We start from the raw sequence: 16,826 nt of genomic DNA on the forward strand, positions 1-16,826 counted from the left end.
GGACTAACTCATAACCGCAGCTTTTAACTTTCGGTTTTAAGTTCACAAACGTTCGGTTATGAGTTCACAGACTCTCGATTTTCAGTTCACAAGTGCAGTTCATAGCGGTATGTATTGGTTCTGATGATCCTTCAACCAATCTTTAACGGCTTTGCGTGAGACTTTTATCCCTGTTTCTAACAGTTCATCCGGCATCTGAAAATACGCGACCGGCCATTTGAATTTTTCAAGTTTGTCACTGCATAACACATCGCCATCCGGCTTTTCGAACTGCTTTTGGCTGCGAATCACCGCCACCGGACGAGCGCCGTACTCTGCATCCGTCACCGGAACAACCATCGCTAGTTGAATATCTGGATGCTGGTTCAATACGCTTTCAATCTCTTCACAGTGAATGTTTTCTCCACCAGAGATAAATAAGTTATCAGCACGACCGATAATCACTAATTCATCACCAACCCACTGACCCAAATCTTTACTGTCAAACCACCCTTGTTCATTCACTATCGGTGTCATTGAGCCCTGAAAGAAATAACCCTGAGCAAGCGTATTTCCGCCGATATAAATACGTTCGCCTTCCAGTTTAACTTTCCTCTGAGAAAGTACCTTGCCAGTCGCAGCCGTTTCATCAACTCGTTTCGCTGTTACTGTGGAGGCGGCTTCCGTCATTCCGTAGCCAAGCCAGGTTTCTATTCCCAATGCCGCGGCTTGCTGGCTAAGCTGCTGTGGAATATGGCTTCCTCCAAGTAATACATGGCTAAGAGTGAGTACCTGCTTACTATCCAACAAGCGCTTTAATTGTGTGGGGACTAAAGAAGCATGAGTGACATTTTGAATATCTTGAACTAGCTCTCCCGTACCAATTTTTAAGCAGGCTGCTGAGCTTAGCCAACGATAAACAATCGCTAATCCAGAAACATGGTACATGGGCAGGCTTAGCAACCAAGTATCATCGGCTTGGAAGCGAAATACTTCGAGTAACCCCTGCGCCGAGGCAAGATGCTGACTGTGATTATGGGCGACGGCTTTCGGTTTGCCTGTGGAACCTGACGTAAAAATGATGCTGGCTAAGTTGTCAGCTTTGTATTGAGAGTGAAGTGAAACAGAATTAGGGTTGCAAAGATGAGCGTCAAACTCGATGAACGCTATTTTTCTCTCAATGTGTTGAAAGTCTTCCGCTCGGCATTGAGCGCTATCCGCTAACCACACATAAGCCGTTTGTGATGGTGTGTAGAGGGTATCTAGTTTGTCCGTCAGCTGAGAAATCGTTTGAGGCATCGCAAAAGCGCACACTATCCCAGATTGTTGGGCAGCCAAAAACCACATAAGCATCTGTATGTAATTCTTTCCCACTAAAGTGAGTACTTCACCCGCTTTGATTCCCTTTGATAGCAGAGACGCTTGGTATTGGTCTACATGATGGCTAAGTTGCTGCCACGTCAACCTCTGCTCTCTACCCTGTGGGTCATAAAAGCAAAGTGCCACCTTATCTGGGTGACACTGTTGATAATGTTGCCAAGGGGTCATGCTGTCTCCGACGACCAGATAAGCTCTTGGTCTTCGAGATTCGCAACCGGAATGTTGCAATCCGGCCATGAGGTAACAAGCTGAGCCTTAAACAGCCCTATCGTATCTAGCCCCGGAATTTCTTCCGGCATCAGCCATTTAGACAGACGAGCTAACTGAGTCAGGCCTAAACTTGATTCAATACTTGAACTGACCACTGCCTGAATTTTTAACGCCTTAGCTTTTTCAATCAACGTTTTACAACGTTCGACAGAACCTATCAGCGTCGGCTTGATAACAATGGTTTTCGCCCCTACCAGTTGTTCAAGTTTGAACTCATCACTGCGAACCGCATGTTGCAGGGTTTCATCCCACGCAATGCCGATACCGGTATCAATAGCAAAAGCCAGACTGTCACTTGGCGACATACACGGCTCTTCAAGGTAAGCGATTCTGCTGCGTCTTGAAGGCGCGATATATTGGGCAAACTTAGCAGCTTTTTCTTTTGTCCAAGCTCGATTGGCATCCAAGCGGAGATAAAGGTCTGGCATAGATTCTAAGAATAGATTCACCAACATGCCGTCACGAATCGGTTCGTACAAACCCACTTTGATTTTCGCCACTTTTCTGCCCGGCATATTGTTCAGCGTTGGAATGAGATCGTCTGGATCACCAGTACAAAGCGGTGCCGCGTTATACTCACCCTCTTGTGGTAAACCACCTGCTAACTCTAACTCCGCCATCGATAACCCGAAGGCAACTGATGGAAACAGCTCATCGTAGCTCAGCGATTGCCCTTGAACCCAGAGTTCAAGCTGCTCTTTTGCTAACGCACCCGCTTCATCTGGCGTTTCGACACTGAATCCTTTTAAGGGCGCAATTTCCCCAAGCCCTACTTTTCCATCTTCACGAAGTTCAACAACAAAACCTTCGCGTACAGTCAGTTTCTCTTCACGAAGAATCACTCCGCTATCCATGGGTAATGCATAGCGGTACAGTTTTGCACTGCGCATATAAAACCTAATTTGTTCACTATGGGTCAGAGTAACGAGACTACTGACCCTAATTTCGTACGGCTAACAGTTAAAAACTGTCAGCCATTAACCATAAGCGTCTGCAACATTAAGGGTTGCGAGGGAACTTGTTGAAGTCCGGACGACGTTTTTCATTAAACGCATTACGTCCTTCCTGCCCTTCGTCAGTCATGTAGAACAACATGGTTGCGTTACCCGCCAGCTCTTGAAGACCAGCTTGACCATCACAGTCTGCATTCAGTGCTGCTTTCAGACAACGAAGCGCCATAGGGCTGTGTTGCAGCACTTCACGGCACCAACGTACCGTCTCTTTTTCAAGATCAGCCAGTGGAACAACTGTGTTGACTAAGCCCATATCTAAGGCTTCCTGAGCGTTATAGAAACGGCAAAGGAACCAGATTTCGCGTGCTTTTTTCTGACCCACGATGCGCGCCATGTAAGAAGCACCCCAGCCGCCATCAAAAGAACCCACTTTTGGTCCTGTTTGACCGAACTGCGCATTTTCTGCCGCGATAGTAAGATCACACATCATGTGCAGAACGTGACCACCGCCTACCGCCCAGCCCGCAACAGATGCGATCACAGGTTTTGGACAGGTACGAATTTGGCGTTGGAAGTCCAACACGTTTAGGTGGTGAGTGCCGGTGTCGTCTTTGTAACCGCCGTAGTCGCCACGAATCTTCTGGTCGCCACCAGAGCAGAATGCATCTTCACCTAAACCGGTAAGGATGATGACACCCACGCCTTCATCGTAACGAGCATCTGCTAACGCATTGATCATCTCTTTTACGGTTTGAGGGCGGAATGCGTTACGTACTTGAGGACGAGCGATGGTGATTTTCGCGATACCATCTTCAGATTTGTGGTAGTGAATATCTTCAAAACTGCCGCTGCAATCATGCCACGCCACTGGTGCGTAAAGTTCTTCTTCTGAAATGCCTACTGTTTTAGCCATGGTGATTCCCAATATTGTTGCTTCTCACTTCTTTGTGGAGTGAGTCTATAAATCGCTGAATTGTCCTCGCAAAAGCACTTGGCTGTTCTTGATGAACATTGTGCCCTGCGCTTTCAATCTGACTGTAAGTCAGCCCGCTCTGTTCGGCGAGTTGACGAAATTTGTCATCGTTTGCTCCACACACATAAAGCACTGGCAACGAAAGTTGCTGCAATGCAGGTAGTAAGTATGGTTGATTTGCTAACGATGTTGATAACAGCATATTTGCTATCTCGTTCCCAAGATTAGCACTACGCTTTGTGATCAGAGTTTGTCTTTGCTCATCATTTAGTGAACTAAACACCGCTTGCTGATACCAATCGTTCAATACTTGCTCAATCGGTTCCAAGCGAAATCGCTGTGCCCAATGGCTATCTTTTTCCCAGCGCGCTTTTTTCTCTTGTTCATTCTGTAAACCAAAATTCCCACCTTCGATAACCAATCCAACAAGGTTGAGATTCGAAAACAGTTCAAGCGCAACCCCTAACATGGCGATGCGACCACCCAATGAGTATCCAATCAAAATAATGGGTGTATTAGGTTCTAGCTGGGAAAGGATTGTGTGAGAAATTTGTTGGCAGCACTGAAAAAAATCTGCACAGGCATACTCTTGACTTTGACCATGCCCGGGAAGGTCTATGGTGATCCAATTGCTGTTAGGCAGTTTTTCAATCGAGGATTGCCAGTCTTCGCCACTGCCCAGCAAACCATGCAAAAAGACCAGCACGGGCTCGCCTTCTTTGGTGGTTTGCTTAAAGCAAGAGTGACTATAAAGCATGAATCTGAGCGGTCAGTTGCTTGATTTGTGCTGAAGCTTGTTGAGGTGGCGTGATGACCTCCACCAGCAGGCATCCCTCACCCGACTGCAAATGTTCCTGCACTAAAGAGCGATAAGCATGAAGCGTCTCAGGTTGCGCATAGTGCAAACCAAATTGCGCTGCTGCGGCTTTAAAGTTCATGCCATGTGGCATCTGGTAAAGCGCTTCACGCTTTTCAGCAGGTACAGGAAGCAAATCGAATATCGCGCCACCATCGTTATTGCAGACAACGATCACCAGCGGATGTTTACTTGCGCGCACTAACGCCAACGAGTTGAGATCGTAAAGTAGCGAGGTATCACCCAATATCATCAACATAGGTTTATCAATTGCGCGATGTACGCCAGCCGCTGTCGCAACAAGTCCATCAATACCAGACGCTCCACGATTTGAGTACACGTCACGTTGATCTATCACGCTGAACATATCCGCTAAACGCACAATCAAGCTGTTGCCCAAGAACAATGCTGCGTCCGTATCACTATCACTCAGCTCAAGTGCAACTGCAATTTCGGTTAAATGCTGTTGAGATAAATGCAACTTCGCCAATTGTGAAATGGCCGTTGAATACGCTATTAGTGAATCCGCCCAGCCAGATTGTAGCGGCGTTAGCGCTGTCCATTGTTCTATGGCAGAAGCGACCCAGTCAGAAATATCTGCGACCCAATGTTGCTGAGGAAGATGAGCGGGATTGTTTCTGTCCGAACTAGGGGAAACATAACCATATCGGCAATTTCTTTGGCTCACTTGTTCCGAAAGCCATTGATTTAAACGCTTGGAGACGATACGAGAGCCAAACTGAATGATTTGCTCACATTGATTGAGCTGAATTTTTGCTGTGGCATTTTGCAGCCATAAATCGAAGTGTGCCCATTGGCTGTTGATTCCTGATTGAGGGTCACACAGCAGAGGCCAACCCAGCTTTTGGGCGAACTGCTTCGCCGCCAACGCCTCTTTTAAACTCACCGAGCCAACAATGACGACGCCTTTGTTACTCAATATGTCGTTGGAGATAAGAGAAACCTGCGAAATGCTAAAGTGTCGTTGGCAATAAATTTGTTCAGATTGAGACCACTCACCAATCGTAGCGAGGTAATCCTGATACTGTGAATCGTCACCATTGGAATACAAAGGTTCAGGGAATGGGCAGTTAATATGGATGGCACTACCCGCCTGCTGCTGCTGATAACAAGCATCATCAATAGTAGTCAACAACCAGTTAATTGAGACGCCAACATCAGGGCTGGGCAGGTAAACCGCTTTTGTCACATGCGAAGAAAAAATGTCATGCTGCACAATTGCTTGGTTCGCGCCACAACCTACCAGTTCAACAGGACGGTCAGCAGTAAGCACGATCAGTTTTTCACCGGTTAGTTTTGCTTCTGCAATAGCAGGAAGTAAATTCGCTACCGCCGTGCCGGATGTAACAATAACAGCGACAGGTTTGCTGCTTGCTTTCGCTAAACCTAATGCAAGGAAACCAAGCCCGCGTTCATCATAGTGAGTGTGAAGGTTTAACTTTGCGTTCGCGTCAGCTTCAAGTGTCAAAGGTGTAGAACGAGAACCCGGAGCCACGCAAACTTCAGTCACACCAAAGCGCGATAACTCTTCTAAGATAACCTTGCTCCAAATTCGGTTCAGTACCGCTTGATCTTGGCTCATGAAGCCACTCCCAAAGGCAGCTTGTCTGATATTAAACTCAGCAGCGTCGACATTTTCTTATCCAGTTCCTGCCACTCATGTTCTGCAACCGAGCCGGGAACAATACCTGCACCGGCAAAAAGCTGAACTTCTTTTTCCAGCACTAATGCACTGCGAATCGCGACACAAAACTCGGCTTTTTGATGGCTAAAGTAACCCATAGAGCCTGCGTACCAACCGCGAGCGAAAGGCTCGTTTTGGGTAATAAAATCCAACGCTTCTTTGCGAGGTAACCCAGCCACCGCGGCTGTTGGCTGCAACGCACTCAATAATTGAATGCCGTTAATACCCTGTTTCAGGTAAGCGCGGATAGAACGTTTCAAATGTTGAACTTTGCGTAAGCGAACCAATCGGGCTTCCTCTTCAACAAACACTTGATGAGAATGCGGTTCTAAACGCTCAACAATATCATCCACAACCAACTGGTTTTCATTCAGATTTTTTGTATCTTGCGTTAACCAATTTGCCAGTTCTAAATCCTGACTGGCATTGTGACCCCGTCCAATTGTGCCAGCCAACGCTTCTGTCTGTAGTTCACTTCCTTGGCGGTAATACAAACGTTCCGGCGTAGAACCCATGAAACTGTGCTTTGTATCAATCGATAGAAGGAAGTGGAAGCTGTGATGATTCTGCGCATAGCTTGCTTTTAAAAGCTGAGCAGCACTTAAGTTGCTGTCTAGCTGCAAGCTTGTTTTTCGTGCCAGAACCACTTTTTTGAACTCTTTCTGCTCAATACCATGCAAGACTTTTTCTACAAGGTGATTCCAACTGTTTTCATCCGGTGTATGTGTCACATGCACAATCTCGCTTTGCAGCGTCCGAATTGGCGTAACGTCCACCAGCAGTTTGTTGAGCGTAGCTAATGTGCGGTGTTTTTCGTGACTCACATTTGCAGCTAACGACCATTTATCGTCGAAACGGATTAACTCAATCTGTGGCAGAAAGAAAAAAGAAGCCATGCAGTAACGGTTCTTCTCCGTCCGCCCATCAAAAGAACGTCCGCCCCATACTCGCTGGCCTTCGCCCAGAATGGCGTAAGCAGGCTCTGGCTCAGTAAAGGTGTATAACTGCCCTAATGCGACTACTTCGTCACGAGTGTCTCGTGATTGCCAGTAAAACTTAGGGAAAATAGGTTGGGCTTCAAGCCAATCTATAAACGCGAATGGTGGCTTGTCTGCCAACTCTTGGACAAAACGAACATCGTTTTCTCTCGCGTTACTTACTTGCTCAATTAACTGAGCAACGGCTTGATAAAATTTAGACAAAACAACCTCGTAGTTAAGGAGATTTGGTATACCTTTGGCTACTCTATTGAGAGAACTTATTTAAATCAAGGTTATGCTCTATCTTTTACATCACTTCAACAAAATGACATTCAACTCACTCACCATAAAGCAGACTTTTTACAGATTTTTATTCTAAAAAATTTCTATTTGAGTTAGTTTAATAAAGAAATTCAACCATTCTCAGGAATAAAAAAATGCAAAATATCGGGATGTCGTCAAAACTCGATAATGTCTGCTACGACATTAGGGGTCCTGTACTCAAACATGCTAAGCGCATGGAGGAAGAGGGGCATAAAATACTGAAGCTAAATATCGGTAACCCGGCCCCATTTGGCTTCGACGCCCCAGACGAAATCCTGGTTGACGTGATCCGTAATATGCCGACTTCGCAAGGCTATTGTGATTCGAAAGGTATTTATTCCGCTCGTAAAGCTGTTGTTCAACACTATCAGAAAAAAGGTATCCGCAGCCTAGATGTCGAAGACGTTTACTTAGGTAACGGCGTATCTGAACTGATCGTAATGGCGATGCAAGCCCTACTGAATAATGGCGACGAAATGTTAGTGCCAGCGCCTGACTATCCGTTATGGACTGCTGCTGTGTCTCTTTCTGGTGGTACTGCGGTGCATTACATCTGTGATGAACAAGCAGACTGGTACCCAGATCTGGATGACATTAAAAAGAAAATCACACCAAAAACTCGCGGTATTGTTCTAATTAACCCGAACAACCCTACTGGTGCGGTTTACAGTCGCGATTTTCTGTTAGAAGTGATTGAAATTGCACGTCAGCATAAATTGATCATTTTCGCAGATGAAATCTACGACAAAGTGCTTTATGACGGTGCAACGCATACTCCAGTCGCAAGTCTGACGGAAGATGTACTGGTTGTGACATTTAACGGTCTGTCTAAAGCTTACCGTGTTTGTGGTTTCCGCAGCGGCTGGATGTTCCTGACTGGTCCTAAGCATTATGCTAAGGGTTATATCGCAGGTCTTGAGATGCTCTCATCAATGCGTTTGTGTGCCAACGTTCCTATGCAACATGCAATCCAAACAGCACTGGGCGGTTATCAAAGTATCAATGAACTCATTCTTCCTGGTGGTCGCCTGTTAGAGCAGCGTGATAAAGCATGGGAAATGATTAACCAGATCCCTGGGGTTTCTTGTGTGAAACCGAAAGGCGCGATGTACTTGTTCCCGAAAATCGACACTAAGATGTACAACATCAAAGATGACCAAAAAATGGTGTTGGATTTCTTAGTTCAGGAAAAAGTACTGTTGGTTCAAGGCACTGGCTTTAACTGGCCGAAGCCTGACCATTTCCGTATCGTAACGCTGCCACACGTTGAAGATCTGGAAATCGCCATCGGACGCTTTGAACGCTTCCTAAGCACTTACAGTCAATAATTTGATATTACAAATATCATATTCGAACCCTTAAGCGGCAAGCCAAACGGTAAGAGTATTAGAATTAACGGGCTCTCTTCTGTACACTCAAGAGAGCCCGTTTTTTATGCTGAACAAGTTGGAATGTTATGCAAGAGAGTCATTTTTTCGCCCACCTCGCTCGAATGAAGCTGATTCAACGCTGGCCATTAATGCGTTCAATCTCTAAGGAAAATATCTCAGAGCACAGCCTGCAAGTGGCTTTTGTTGCTCATGCCTTGGCGGTAATCAAAAACAAAAAATTTGGTGGAAAACTCAATCCTGAGCGCATAGCCATTTTAGCGATGTACCACGATAGCAGCGAAGTGTTAACCGGCGATTTGCCGACCCCAATCAAGTACTACAATCCAGATATCGCTAAAGAATACAAAAAGATAGAAGCAGCGGCAGAAAAACGTCTTCTGTCTATGTTGCCTGAAGAGTTCCATGAAGACTTCGCGCCTTTCTTAGTTTCAGAATCTTCACATCCGGATGATGCCGCTATCGTCAAACAAGCAGACTGTATCTGTGCTTACCTGAAATGCTTAGAAGAGCTAAGTGCGGGTAACCACGAATATGCGTTAGCGAAAAAACGCTTAGACGTAACGTTGAAAGAGCGCTATTCGCAAGAAATGGAGTATTTTTTAAACACTTTCGCCCCAAGTTTTGAATTAACACTGGACGAAATTAGCTAGCCCCCCAAAAAATAGGCATGCGGGGAGCATTAGCCAGCATGCCTATTGTATAGATCAATTTTTTATAGCTTAAAACGCCCGACGACATTAATCAGCTTGTCGTTTACGGTTGCAATATCTTCAGCATTTTTAATCGCTTCTAGACCGTTTTGATCTAGATTGGAAACAATTTCACTAATTGCATTCATATTCCGACTGACTTCTTTAGTCACACTACTTTGTTCTTCTGCGGCAGTTGCTATTTGTGAGCTTAAATCATTAATCTCATCAACAAATTGTGTTAGCGCTTGAAGGCTAGATTCTACTTCGACCGACCCCGCAGCCGTTTCTTGACAGCGCTCTTTGGTATATCCCATCGACTCCACCACTCTTTGGCATCCAGTTAAGAGATCCGTTAGTGCTGCCTCAATTTCCGCTGTACTTTCTTTAGTTCGGCTGGCTAATTTACGTACTTCATCAGCGACAACAGCAAACCCTCGTCCTTGCTCACCAGCTCTAGCGGCTTCTATAGCAGCATTCAGTGCCAACAAATTCGTTTGTTCTGCAATATCACCAATAACTGTCAATATTGTACTAATGTTTTGAGTCTGGTTGTTCATTTGCTGAACGTCCAAAGACGCCTTTTCAACATCAGCAATCAACGCAGATATCGTTTGTTTCGATTTATCCAAGATCCGACGTGATTCATTACTGCTATTATTGGCTTGTTCAGTTAAATTAGCTGTATTGGCAGCATCGGTAGCCATAGAGTTTGCTGTGGCATCCATCTCATCAACAGCTGTTACTATTTGCTCTGTTTCTGTTACATGGCTTTGTAGGATCTCACCATTGTATTTAGATTGCTCTCGAAGCTTATACACGTTGTCCTGCAATGTTTGACTCGCACCTTGCACTTCCAACATCATACTTTGCAGATCAGCAATAAAGCGATTAACTCCGGTCGATATCTCACCAATATCATCATTAGAAGTTACACTCAAACGTTGAGTAAGATCTCCGTTACCACTTGATAAATCTGTAATTGTCTTACGCAAAGAAATAATTGGCCGATAAAGGATATTGACCAAAACAAAAGCTACGATAATGCTAATCACGGTCGCAATAGCTGTTACAAAAAATGCAGAAACCTTGACACTTTCTAGATCGGCAAAAGCAACTGATTCATCAAGCCCTATCGCGTAATACCATAGCTTATCTCCCACTCTGACTTGGTGTGAGAAAAGCAATTTGTCTTGTCCATTTAATTGGTATTGTGATACTGCTTCGGGTGCATTAAGTGCATTTTCAGCGGCTGATTTAAACCAAGCGTAATCGCTAACCTTGGTTCCTGACTTTACAACCTCAGAAGAAGAAGCCAATAAAGTACCACTTTGGTTCATAATGATAGCGACGGCACCAGGTATCGATGTTTTCACCATCTCATTTAAAAATGACAAAGTCATATCCGCAGAAACAGTCCCGTCTTTCACTTTATCAATAATTGTTACCCAGTAAACTCCATCGGTTCCCATATATGGATCCGTGACGGTCACTTTATTAGAGCTCTGAGCCGCTTGATACCAAGGGCGCTGGGTTACGTCTCCCGCATATTTATGATTCGGCCAAGTGTCACTGGCAATATTCCAATACGCATCCCCGTTGTCAAAAGCAATAACAGCACTATCTACATTCATAGCATTAGCAAGGAACTTCGTTCGCTCTATAATTTCTTCCGCACTTCCCGTAATTGCCTTATTTTTATATTGTCCTGCAATTTTGCTAATACCACTTGCCTTCTGATTAATGAAATTTTCAATAATAACGGCCTGTTCGGTAACGTAACTTTTACTTTGATTTAATATATTGGTTGTTAATGATTCTTTCTGTTGTAGATATGATGCTAAGTTCGCTAACGAGACAGATATGGCAACAAGTAATATTACGGATATTAATAATACTTTTTTTAATCCTAATGTTCGCATTTCACACTCTCCAATATGTTGCAAGACAAGCTCCCTGCAGATTTCATTATAGACGCCACACAATCAATAATTAGCCAACTCACCACAAAACTGGGGAAACAGCGACCTTTCTTCTCACATTTATTCTGTTTTAGGACGAGGTCTCCAATACCTTCTATAATCAATACATTACATATAGAGATATTTTATGACCTTAAATTTCAAGCGCCTATTGATTTTAACTTCACTGATTCTTTCATGTTTCATCCAGCCGAGTTACGCCAATACGGTCAATTTATCCGCGATGGAGTGGCCGCCCTTTTATGGGAAAGATTTACCCGAAAATGGTTTTTTAGCTGCAATAACCAGAGAAGCTTTTCAGCGCTCGGGATACACACTAGAACTGACGTTTATGCCTTGGAAACGGGCTCTCAGTAGTGCACAAAATGGACTGGTCGATGGCATTCTAGGGTTGTACTTCGCACAAGAAAGGGAGAAAACGCTTTCTTACTCTTTCAGTATTTATTCCAGTGAACAGGTGTTTATTAAAAAACGAGACCCACTGAATAAAACTGACTCACTCAATGATAATAAAAATCTCCTTATTGCAGTTCAGATAGGCACCCTGCAAGCCGATGACGCTCAAACCGAAGGGCTTAATTTATATCCGGCAAACTCTAATTTGGTTAGTTTGTCTATGCTAGTTAAGGAAAGAGTTGACCTTGCTTTGATGGCTCGGGAATATTTTCGCTTCATGCAAAATTCTGGATTAGAACCGAGCAATTCCTCCGAACATATAGAAATCCTCGTTCCTCCATTTCGCACTTACGAAGTCTATAATGCATTTAGTCGCAAGTTATCTCGAAGTGATGAGCTGACTCAAGCATTCAACCAAGGCCTGTCATCTATGAAAGAAGATGGTACTTACAACGCCATACTGACACGGCTTGGTGTTTCAAATCTTCCTAATGAAAATTAAGGCACCAAAGTAATTTCGCGTTATCTCTGGACGAACACCGCTAAGTCACTATAAGTTATACAAACACCTTGTAGGAGTTATGAATGAAACCCTCTTTCGACCTCGCGGAAAACTACGAATGCAATGCTCTATGGCAAGAGCGTAAGAACGACGAACATAAAATTCGCCGTAATGATCACCGCAGCCCTTTTCAGCGAGACAGAGCACGCATACTTCACTCCGCCGCTTTTCGACGCCTGCAAGCAAAAACTCAGGTTCACGGTACCAGTCTTAATGACTTCCACCGCACTCGCCTTACTCACTCTTTGGAAGCCGCGCAAATCGGCACAGGCATCGTCGCCCAACTAAAACTTAAACAACCCGAATTCAGTGAATTATTGGGTAGCGACACATTAATTGATTCACTTTGTTTAGCGCACGATATTGGGCACCCACCTTATGGGCACGGCGGTGAGGTCGCCTTGAACTATATGATGCGTGAACATGGTGGTTTTGAAGGCAACGCTCAGACGTTCAGAATTGTCACCTGCTTAGAACCCTATACTGAACATCACGGAATGAACCTTGCTCGACGTACTCTGCTCGGGCTATTGAAATATCCTGCCCTGCTGAGTGCAACTCGTGCAGAAAAAATACCGGAATCCGTTCCTCACCAGCGTCAGTTAAAAGCGAAAGACTGGTCACCAGCGAAAGGGGTTTATAACTGTGACAGCTTTGTTTTTGACTGGGTCTTAGAGCCTCTTGATGCTCATGACAGAGCACTGATTAGCCAAATGCGTGACGGAATACAGTCACCATATCAACATCAAAAAACTCGCTTCAAGTCGCTCGATTGCTCCATTATGGAACTGGCGGATGACATTGCTTACGGTGTTCACGATTTAGAAGATGCGATTGTACTTGGCATGGTAACTCGTCAGCAGTGGAGTGAAGCGGCTGCCCAGTTGGAGAAATGTGGCGACCCTTGGTTTGGCGAGAATACAGGCAAGCTCAGTGATATGCTTTTTTCTGGCAAACACCATGTGCGCAAAGATGCTATAGGCGGCATAGTCAATGCCCTGCTTACCAGCATCAGCATTCAACCCGTTAATGCACCTTTCCATAGTGAGCTTCTCGCTCTAAATGCTTACTTGGAACCTCACATGGCAACTGCTTTGGAAGTGCTTAAACACTTTGTTAGCCAATATGTCATTCAAATACCTGAAGTTCAGCGTTTTGAGTACAAAGGGCAACAAATCATTATGGATATGTTTGAAGCTTTAGCCGCTGATCCTGAAAGATTGCTTCCTTCCGCCACCAAGGAAAAATGGCTTAATGCAGAGCAAACATCAGGCGATGGATTACGGGTTATTTGCGATTATATTTCTGCAATGACCGATGCCTATGCACAGCGTCTACATCAGCAGCTATTCTCTGCTCACACTCATTATTAGCACGCACTTAGGAACGATAGTTGCGCTCAAATACGCCAGCAGGCATTTGCTGAATTTGATAATCGATCATGGCTTCAAATGCGTCTAAAAGAGGCGAAAAGTCTTTCTCTGGCTGCATGATGCTGAGAACATGAAAACCAGCTTCAACGGTTGACAGCGCATTTTCGTTTGGCGCTTTGCGAATACGATAATTACCTTTCAAATCTTCTGGCAAATGCAAGCAAGGCAGATGGTGGAGCTGAGTATTTAGCTGCCACATCTTGAATGCTTTTTTCCATGTTCCATCCAGTAAAATGATGCGGATTTTTTTCTCAATTGGTAACGCTACATCCGCAGCCGATAGAGAAACATCACTAGGATATAGAACAAAATGCTCAACATCCGGCTCTGCTAATAGTCGGTTTAGTTCGCCATGTTCGCGGAAGTCCTCCCCGACCAACAGACGACTGTTGACCAGTGACAAACTTAAAATTCGCGCCGTTCCCATAGGTCGGTGTTCTTCTGTTGGGTGTTGAAGGATGATAAGCTCGACCTGCGAATCAAGCGCAACAATGTTGTCACAGATACACGCTTTACGTGCCTTTCCACACTGAGAACAATAACGAGACATTTTGTGAATCTTTACCTGCTGTTATCTATAGTCACCGCCGTTTGCTTTGGGCTTCAGTTTGAGCCTTTCAGCCACGTAATGGCTTGGCAAGCCGATGTGATAGAAAATGGTCAATGGTGGCGGATCGTAACAGGAAACTTCACTCATACCAACTTTGCTCATTTGGCGATGAATTTGTTAGGTTTGTGGGTCATTGGCTACCTATTCCAACCCAAACCTCGCTACTTTGCCCTGCTCACTTTACTTATCAGCACTTGGATAGGAATCAGCCTGTTATTTACCAACATGGTGAACTACGTGGGTTTATCTGGCACTCTGCATGGCTTATTTGCTTTTTATGCTTTGAATGAAGCATTAGGTGGACGTAAAAGTAGTTGGTTATTAGTGATTGGGGTGATGTTAAAAGTCGCCAGTGAACAGCTCTTTGGCGCCTCCACCAACACAGCTGAAATGATTGGTGCACGAGTCGCAACAGAAGCACATCTGGCTGGTTTACTTGGTGGTTTACTGCTGGCATCAATCGCCGAAATGAAAAAACGTCAATACTTAAAGAAGTAAAAACGTCCTATATTTAAACCTTAATTACATAGATAACCAACTATTTAATGACAGATACCCTTTCTTCTATCCGATCAATCACCTGAATTATTTTATCTTTAGAGCCTTTCATTAATTTTTCCCGGTAAATGATATACCAATCATTCTGCCCACCAAGGTCATTAATTATCTTAAAATTTTTGTAATCAAAAGTTTGCCTATTCGATGGATCATCATTACTTTTAAAATATTCTGGGGGTACATATGTTCCCGTATCTGCCCAATGATCGATGGTCATTTTAATGTATTTTATTTCACCTACCGCCATTTTCTCACCTAATATCACAGACCAACGCTCTGAACTATCAGCATTGCGTTTTATGAAGTGACCTCGATAAAAGTCTGTTCTAACGGTATGTGCTTTCCTAGATTTGGGTTTAGCCGAAGTAAAGATACTCAGAAATGATTTCATCTTATCCATTATTTCTACCTAATGTGAGAGTCAGTGACTACGCTTTCTTAATGAAACGACATTCCCAAACCTGACCATTTTTATCTCGGCATGTTTCTATTTCATCTACCGCACTGTAAACCCTAACATTTTCATTCCACCGATAACTGTGAGCGTATAGAGGTTCTTTGACTTCTGATACATTCCACCAGCCATTTCCATAACGTTAATTTTCGACAGACAATAAAAAACCTGCCTAAGCAGGTTTTTTATCAACTAGGTAATTTTCAGAATGGTCTTCAGACTTATTCAAACAACTACACAATCGGACGTTGGCCTCGGTTGATCAGTTTTAATAGAACACTGTCAGCCGCTTCTCCGGCAACACCTGCCAGTTTGTCGGTCAATTTTTTCTTCTGCACATAGCGAAGAGCTAATACCGTCTTCTCTTTACACGCTTCAACAATTAAATCGTCCGATGTTTTGATTTCATCTACCAGACCAAGCTCTTTTGCTTGCGTACCAAACCAGTGCTCGCCGGTTGCCACTTTGTCTAGATCTAACTCTGGGCGACGTTCACGGATGAAATCTTTAAACAATACATGCGTTTCTTCCAGCTCTTGCTTGAATTTCTCACGAGCTTTATCCGTATTCTCACCAAACATAGTCAATGTACGTTTGTACTCACCTGCGGTCAGTTGTTCGAATTCAATATTGTGTTTTTTCAGCAGTTTATTGAAGTTAGGCAACTGTGCTACCACACCAATAGAGCCAACAATAGCAAACGGCGCCGAAACAATTTTGTCCGCAATACAGGCCATCATGTAGCCACCGCTTGCTGCCACTTTATCTACCGCAATAGTCAAAGGTAAGCCTGCGGCTTTAATACGATCCAACTGTGAAGACGCTAAGCCATAGCCGTGAACCATACCGCCACCCGTTTCAAGGCGCAGTAACACTTCGTCACCTTGCTGTGCGACAGCCAGAATCGCGGTAACCTCTTGGCGCAGTGAAGACACTTCTTTGGCATCAATACTGCCGTGGAAATCTAAAACAAATAAGTGAGGTTCACGTTCTTCTTTTAACTCGCCCGATTTTGCGGCTTTCTTAACGGCTTTTTCGTGTTGCTTATGTTTTTCTTTCTCGCTTTTCGCTTCTGCTTTATGGCGAGCTTTCAAAAAAGATTCATCGTGTAAGTGCGCTTCTAAATGTTCAGCGTTCTCTCTGTTCTGCTTAGTTAAGTCGGTCACTTCCAACTCACCTTTAGCTGCACCTTTTCCGCCGACGGATTTAGCAATGACTAACAACACAACGATCGCAACCACAACTGTCGCGATCTTGGCTAAAAATAAGCCATAGTCCAACAAAAATTCCAATGTACTCATCCTCTTCAATGCGAATTGGTGTATTGTAAC

Annotated in this window: 15 protein-coding genes; 5 read left to right on the forward strand and 10 right to left on the reverse strand. The window is 44.3% G+C overall.

Features of this window, described 5'->3' with window-relative positions:
- Positions 1 to 99 precede the first annotated feature (99 nt).
- From menE to AAGA51_RS10245, 6 genes are all read right to left on the reverse strand, one after another.
- Positions 100 to 1,527 (reverse strand): o-succinylbenzoate--CoA ligase, encoded by a 1,428-nt coding sequence (gene menE, locus AAGA51_RS10220; RefSeq protein WP_042483495.1) that lies wholly within the window; start codon positions 1,525 to 1,527, stop codon positions 100 to 102.
- Complete coding sequence (gene menC / locus AAGA51_RS10225; protein ID WP_042483498.1) at positions 1,524 to 2,519, reverse strand: o-succinylbenzoate synthase; 996 nt, start codon at positions 2,517 to 2,519, stop codon at positions 1,524 to 1,526. The genes menE and menC overlap by 4 nt, the downstream gene beginning before the upstream one ends.
- Positions 2,520 to 2,628: 109 nt before the next feature.
- Positions 2,629 to 3,495, reverse strand: a complete 867-nt coding sequence (gene menB / locus AAGA51_RS10230) for a 1,4-dihydroxy-2-naphthoyl-CoA synthase (protein WP_042483502.1) — start codon at positions 3,493 to 3,495, stop codon at positions 2,629 to 2,631.
- Positions 3,488 to 4,312 carry a 2-succinyl-6-hydroxy-2,4-cyclohexadiene-1-carboxylate synthase gene (gene menH / locus AAGA51_RS10235; RefSeq protein ID WP_042483505.1) on the reverse strand — a complete coding sequence of 275 codons (825 nt, stop codon included), beginning with the start codon at positions 4,310 to 4,312 and terminating at the stop codon, positions 3,488 to 3,490. The genes menB and menH overlap by 8 nt, the downstream gene beginning before the upstream one ends.
- Complete coding sequence (gene menD, locus AAGA51_RS10240) at positions 4,302 to 6,014, reverse strand: 2-succinyl-5-enolpyruvyl-6-hydroxy-3-cyclohexene-1-carboxylic-acid synthase (protein ID WP_042483509.1); 1,713 nt, start codon at positions 6,012 to 6,014, stop codon at positions 4,302 to 4,304. Before menD ends, menH begins: the two co-directional genes overlap by 11 nt.
- A complete protein-coding gene (locus AAGA51_RS10245; protein WP_042483512.1) occupies positions 6,011 to 7,318 on the reverse strand; it encodes an isochorismate synthase in 1,308 nt (435 codons plus the stop codon). The genes menD and AAGA51_RS10245 overlap by 4 nt, the downstream gene beginning before the upstream one ends.
- A gap of 215 nt (positions 7,319 to 7,533) precedes the next feature.
- On the opposite strand from AAGA51_RS10245, the gene AAGA51_RS10250 reads away from it, so the two are divergent.
- Both AAGA51_RS10250 and yfbR read left to right on the forward strand, forming a co-directional pair.
- Positions 7,534 to 8,748: a pyridoxal phosphate-dependent aminotransferase gene (locus AAGA51_RS10250; RefSeq protein WP_042483514.1), complete on the forward strand. Its 1,215-nt coding sequence runs from the start codon at positions 7,534 to 7,536 to the stop codon at positions 8,746 to 8,748.
- 128 nt (positions 8,749 to 8,876) lie between these two features.
- Positions 8,877 to 9,461, forward strand: coding sequence for a 5'-deoxynucleotidase (yfbR, locus tag AAGA51_RS10255; protein ID WP_042483516.1), 585 nt, complete (start codon positions 8,877 to 8,879; stop codon positions 9,459 to 9,461).
- A gap of 62 nt (positions 9,462 to 9,523) precedes the next feature.
- Here yfbR and AAGA51_RS10260 read toward each other — a convergent pair whose 3' ends face one another.
- Positions 9,524 to 11,446, reverse strand: coding sequence for a methyl-accepting chemotaxis protein (locus AAGA51_RS10260; protein WP_342291462.1), 1,923 nt, complete (start codon positions 11,444 to 11,446; stop codon positions 9,524 to 9,526).
- A gap of 163 nt (positions 11,447 to 11,609) precedes the next feature.
- Here AAGA51_RS10260 and AAGA51_RS10265 point away from each other — a divergent pair, with 163 nt between their 5' ends.
- Together AAGA51_RS10265 and AAGA51_RS10270 are read left to right on the forward strand one after the other, a co-directional pair.
- Positions 11,610 to 12,380, forward strand: coding sequence for a substrate-binding periplasmic protein (locus AAGA51_RS10265; RefSeq protein ID WP_042483523.1), 771 nt, complete (start codon positions 11,610 to 11,612; stop codon positions 12,378 to 12,380).
- 83 nt (positions 12,381 to 12,463) lie between these two features.
- Entirely contained in the window at positions 12,464 to 13,813 is a 1,350-nt protein-coding gene (locus tag AAGA51_RS10270; protein WP_042483526.1) for an anti-phage deoxyguanosine triphosphatase, read from the forward strand.
- A 7-nt stretch (positions 13,814 to 13,820) separates the two neighbouring features.
- On the opposite strand, the gene AAGA51_RS10275 is transcribed toward AAGA51_RS10270, so the two are convergent.
- On the reverse strand, positions 13,821 to 14,423 hold the full coding sequence (locus tag AAGA51_RS10275; RefSeq protein WP_042483529.1) for a tRNA-uridine aminocarboxypropyltransferase: 603 nt from the start codon (positions 14,421 to 14,423) through the stop codon (positions 13,821 to 13,823).
- Positions 14,424 to 14,426: 3 nt separating this feature from the next.
- On the opposite strand from AAGA51_RS10275, the gene rrtA reads away from it, so the two are divergent.
- The gene (gene rrtA / locus AAGA51_RS10280; protein ID WP_042483531.1) at positions 14,427 to 14,981 is read left to right on the forward strand and encodes a rhombosortase; all 555 of its coding nucleotides are present in this window, start codon (positions 14,427 to 14,429) and stop codon (positions 14,979 to 14,981) included.
- Positions 14,982 to 15,021: 40 nt separating this feature from the next.
- Here rrtA and AAGA51_RS10285 read toward each other — a convergent pair whose 3' ends face one another.
- Both AAGA51_RS10285 and sohB read right to left on the reverse strand, forming a co-directional pair.
- Positions 15,022 to 15,441: a DUF3319 domain-containing protein gene (locus AAGA51_RS10285; protein ID WP_042483534.1), complete on the reverse strand. Its 420-nt coding sequence runs from the start codon at positions 15,439 to 15,441 to the stop codon at positions 15,022 to 15,024.
- A 287-nt stretch (positions 15,442 to 15,728) separates the two neighbouring features.
- Positions 15,729 to 16,787: a protease SohB gene (gene sohB, locus AAGA51_RS10290; RefSeq protein WP_042484136.1), complete on the reverse strand. Its 1,059-nt coding sequence runs from the start codon at positions 16,785 to 16,787 to the stop codon at positions 15,729 to 15,731.
- Positions 16,788 to 16,826 lie beyond the last annotated feature (39 nt).

The sequence above is a fragment of the Vibrio diazotrophicus genome (genome assembly GCF_038452265.1).
Taxonomy (GTDB): Bacteria; Pseudomonadota; Gammaproteobacteria; order Enterobacterales; family Vibrionaceae; genus Vibrio; species Vibrio diazotrophicus.

What these genes read in the sequence shown, in the direction of transcription:
- menE (WP_042483495.1), bottom strand. Translation starts at nt 1,527, where the DNA reads ATGACCCCTTGGCAACATTATCAACAGTGTCACCCAGATAAGGTGGCA.
- menC (WP_042483498.1), bottom strand. Translation starts at nt 2,519, where the DNA reads ATGCGCAGTGCAAAACTGTACCGCTATGCATTACCCATGGATAGCGGA.
- menB (WP_042483502.1), bottom strand. Translation starts at nt 3,495, where the DNA reads ATGGCTAAAACAGTAGGCATTTCAGAAGAAGAACTTTACGCACCAGTG.
- menH (WP_042483505.1), bottom strand. Translation starts at nt 4,312, where the DNA reads ATGCTTTATAGTCACTCTTGCTTTAAGCAAACCACCAAAGAAGGCGAG.
- menD (WP_042483509.1), bottom strand. Translation starts at nt 6,014, where the DNA reads ATGAGCCAAGATCAAGCGGTACTGAACCGAATTTGGAGCAAGGTTATC.
- AAGA51_RS10250 (WP_042483514.1), top strand. Translation starts at nt 7,534, where the DNA reads ATGCAAAATATCGGGATGTCGTCAAAACTCGATAATGTCTGCTACGAC.
- yfbR (WP_042483516.1), top strand. Translation starts at nt 8,877, where the DNA reads ATGCAAGAGAGTCATTTTTTCGCCCACCTCGCTCGAATGAAGCTGATT.
- AAGA51_RS10265 (WP_042483523.1), top strand. Translation starts at nt 11,610, where the DNA reads ATGACCTTAAATTTCAAGCGCCTATTGATTTTAACTTCACTGATTCTT.
- AAGA51_RS10270 (WP_042483526.1), top strand. Translation starts at nt 12,464, where the DNA reads ATGAAACCCTCTTTCGACCTCGCGGAAAACTACGAATGCAATGCTCTA.
- AAGA51_RS10275 (WP_042483529.1), bottom strand. Translation starts at nt 14,423, where the DNA reads ATGTCTCGTTATTGTTCTCAGTGTGGAAAGGCACGTAAAGCGTGTATC.
- AAGA51_RS10285 (WP_042483534.1), bottom strand. Translation starts at nt 15,441, where the DNA reads ATGGATAAGATGAAATCATTTCTGAGTATCTTTACTTCGGCTAAACCC.